Source organism: Bathymodiolus heckerae thiotrophic gill symbiont (assembly GCF_900180345.1).
Taxonomy (GTDB): Bacteria; Pseudomonadota; Gammaproteobacteria; order PS1; family Pseudothioglobaceae; genus Thiodubiliella.
Window position 1 is genome coordinate 1 of the sequence record NZ_FXLV01000080.1, and the last position, 3,110, is coordinate 3,110.

Consider the following 3,110-nt stretch of genomic DNA (forward strand, 5'->3'; position numbering starts at 1 on the left):
ACACCTAATTGGGTTAGTAAGGCTCTTGAAACTTCATTTTCTACATTTTTCTCGTCACCAGGTACAAGTCTTAGCAGTTTGCGTGCAGCCCTTGAAGTTTTGCTCAATGAACTGGAAGTAGCCTCAGTAAATGAAAAGGGTAATTTCTTATCTCTAGCATCTCGAATTAATTTGTTACCCGAAAATTTTAGAGAAATTGTTGAGCCTGCAAAAGCTATTAAGTGGCTGGGTAATGATGGCACGCATTCTGGGTTTCAGGTTCGTAGAACAGATGTTATTGATGGCTATAAAATTTTCGAGCACATTCTAGTTGAATTATATCCCGAGAAGAAAGCCACAACTGAAGCATTAGTGAAACGCATAAATGAGGCAAAAGGCGTTGGCAGAAAAGCATAACAATTGCTTACAGCTGACCGTAAAAAGCGTCACATTTTTTGCGAAGCAAAAAAGTGCGCCCCTTTTTACGGTCAGCTGAAGCAGGCGTTAGGCCTACAAAGATAAGGAGAAACTTTGAACATCAGTTGGAAGCCGAAAGCATGGATAGCCATAACCTTAGGTGTAGTCCTGCAAGCATTCACATTTCTATACCTGAATAAACCAAAGTTATTTTGGCTCTATTTCATCTTATCTTGCGTTGTCTCTATAGCTGACTGGAAATATCAAACGCTGTTTGCCGCCACCTTTTCTTTGATATGCCCAATTCATGCATATTTTGTAGTAAAGAATTTTGAGCCTTCTAGTGAGCGGGCTTGGTACTCCAGGTGGTGGGGCATTCCTGCTATTTACGCCGCCTTTTTTACTACAGTCTTTCTATTTCGCTCCTTCTTATTCGAGCCCTTCGTTTTTCCTTCCGCGTCAATGCAACCAACAATAAATCAGGGCAACCATATCATTGTTAAGAAGCTTGGCTTCCGTACATATGGGACGTATGGCATAACCCTAAGTAGCAAGGAAGTTGCTTCTCCCGATCTGATGCTGAGAGGGAAACTGTACGCATTTTATCCTCCTCATAAAGACACTCCCTTTGTTAAGAGGTTAATAGCACTCCCTGGCGATACGATAGCCATCAGAGGTAATGATATTACTATTAATGGCTCGTTATTGGCCACGGATAAATTGTATGAAGCAGACCAACTAGTAGTCTATGAGCAGCAACTTGGCGGCATTTCACACTTAATTCAACGAATAAGCGTTCGCCCATCTAAAGATATGGATGAAATAGCTATTCCTGAAGATAGCTATTTCTTTATGGGTGACAATAGAGATAACTCGGCAGATAGCCGATATTGGGGCTATGTCTCAAGTGACAGCATTATTGGAGAGGTAGTATATGTACTCAAATAAAGGCCTAACAAAACGCTCAAGCGGGACAAAGTGCTGCGCACTTCGCCCCTTAGCTTGGCGTTAGGTGTAAAAAATAATGTATAAAATCCTTAGCGTTACATTTCTTTTAATTTTTGTCTCTGGCTGCACCACATTGAGCGAAAATTATTTTATTCAAACCAAACACATTAAAAAAGATTTATCAAGAGTATATCTATTTAGAGACGATAATACTGGACAAGCTCGCTCTCCAACAGTATTAATAAATAATAAATCTTCTGGTAGCCTTCCTAATAAAGGATATATTAAATACCTCTTAACCCCTGGAAAATATTCATTTGATATGGATTGGGGGTGGATTTCTGGAGACATAATACAACACTTAGATATTAAATTGGAATCAGGCAAAACTTATTATATCCGTCCTTGGATTACTCACAGTACTGTACACATACCAGCACCAGTTTTACTGGGATATACCATACATGTTCAGTTTCAAGAAGGTATTAATATTGTCAATGAAAAAGAGGCGTTTAAAATCATCAAAAAATTAAGAGAAGTAAATAAATAAGCATGATTATAAAACCACCTAACAAAGCACTCCACCTGACCGCCTTTCCGCTGGCTCCTACGTCGCCCGCTCCAAGTCGTCAGGTGAGTTCGGGCGTTAGGAGTAGTTATGAATAATGAGAGTGATTTTGAAAAAGCATTTGATTCCAATATGTCAGGTCAAAAAAGAAACTTACGTGTATATCTAATAAATCCACCAATTGAAAACCCGTGGAGAACTCAAGGAGATTACAGGCTTGAGCAAAAACGAGAAACAAAAAGATTTTGGATTACTATATCTACATTAATAATTGCAATAATAAGCACTTCTTTAACTGCATTTATAGCTATATCTAAAATTCAAGGAATTTAATTATGAGAATAATGAAAAAATTACTTATAGCACTGTTGTTTATAGGGGTATTATCTAGCTGTGCAACTACTCAAAGCACTTTTAAACGACTTGAAAATCAATGGATTGGAAAAGACTTTGATAGGTTTGTATTAAGACATGGCTCTCCGTATAAACAATTTAATCTTAACAATGGTGACATTTTATATACCTGGAATTCTGGCACATCTTCAATAAACATTCCACAATCTGCAACTACAAACATATATGGAAATACTGCCTCCACACAATTTTACGGTGGTGGAAGTATAAAGATGTATTGTGAAATTCAACTTCAAGTCAGTTCAAAAGGATTTATTAAAAACCTTGCTATATTGAAAGACACATTTGGAATGTGGGTTCCATCAAGGTGTCATGAAACACTTGAATAAAACTCCTAACAAATCATTCCAGCCGACCGCTTACGCGGCCGCTGAATTCAAGCGTTAGGTTTCTAGATGAATTGTAACCCTCTATTTGGAACAAGTTATGTTGTATAATCTAAAAATAAAGCAAAAACTCTATGATCTATCCAATATGTTTAAAAAGCAGGCTCTCCCCGTAATAACTGACGTTCCAGATGATGAGCAAGAGAAATTTGATAAATTAATCAAATCATGTCGAAGCAAATATATTCGTACATCCCAAGAAATTGTTGACAAAGTTTTTAAAGAAAAACCTGTTTATTTACAAAAAATTAAAAACAAAGAAGTCAGCCAATCTATATCAGGATTAAGAGAATTAGTTTGGAATGAATACCTTAAAGATGAGGTGAATTTCAATATTATTTTGATACAAGAGTTACATGCTACGTTAAAAACACCCAAATATATTTTAGAACTTCTTA

The 3,110-nt window shown here is 36.8% G+C and carries 6 protein-coding genes; all 6 read left to right on the forward strand.

Features of this window, described 5'->3' with window-relative positions:
- Nucleotides 1-396, forward strand: a 396-nt coding sequence (locus tag CRYPD_RS07460; protein WP_138146950.1) for a DUF4145 domain-containing protein, incomplete at its 5' end; no start/stop codon positions are given.
- 114 nt (nucleotides 397-510) lie between these two features.
- The gene (gene lepB, locus CRYPD_RS07465) at nucleotides 511-1,344 is read left to right on the forward strand and encodes a signal peptidase I (RefSeq protein ID WP_138146951.1); all 834 of its coding nucleotides are present in this window, start codon (nucleotides 511-513) and stop codon (nucleotides 1,342-1,344) included.
- Nucleotides 1,345-1,420: 76 nt separating this feature from the next.
- Nucleotides 1,421-1,894: a DUF2846 domain-containing protein gene (locus CRYPD_RS07470; RefSeq protein ID WP_138146952.1), complete on the forward strand. Its 474-nt coding sequence runs from the start codon at nucleotides 1,421-1,423 to the stop codon at nucleotides 1,892-1,894.
- A 108-nt stretch (nucleotides 1,895-2,002) separates the two neighbouring features.
- On the forward strand, nucleotides 2,003-2,245 hold the full coding sequence (locus tag CRYPD_RS07475) for a hypothetical protein (protein ID WP_138146953.1): 243 nt from the start codon (nucleotides 2,003-2,005) through the stop codon (nucleotides 2,243-2,245).
- An 11-nt stretch (nucleotides 2,246-2,256) separates the two neighbouring features.
- Complete coding sequence (locus CRYPD_RS07480; RefSeq protein WP_138146954.1) at nucleotides 2,257-2,655, forward strand: hypothetical protein; 399 nt, start codon at nucleotides 2,257-2,259, stop codon at nucleotides 2,653-2,655.
- Nucleotides 2,656-2,752: 97 nt separating this feature from the next.
- The coding region (locus CRYPD_RS07485) for a PDDEXK family nuclease (RefSeq protein WP_138146955.1) at nucleotides 2,753-3,110 on the forward strand (358 nt) is incomplete at its 3' end.

Coding starts and splice junctions, on each gene's coding strand:
- CRYPD_RS07470 (WP_138146952.1), top strand. CDS start 1,421: ATGTATAAAATCCTTAGCGTTACATTTCTTTTAATTTTTGTCTCTGGC.
- CRYPD_RS07475 (WP_138146953.1), top strand. CDS start 2,003: ATGAATAATGAGAGTGATTTTGAAAAAGCATTTGATTCCAATATGTCA.
- CRYPD_RS07480 (WP_138146954.1), top strand. CDS start 2,257: ATGAAAAAATTACTTATAGCACTGTTGTTTATAGGGGTATTATCTAGC.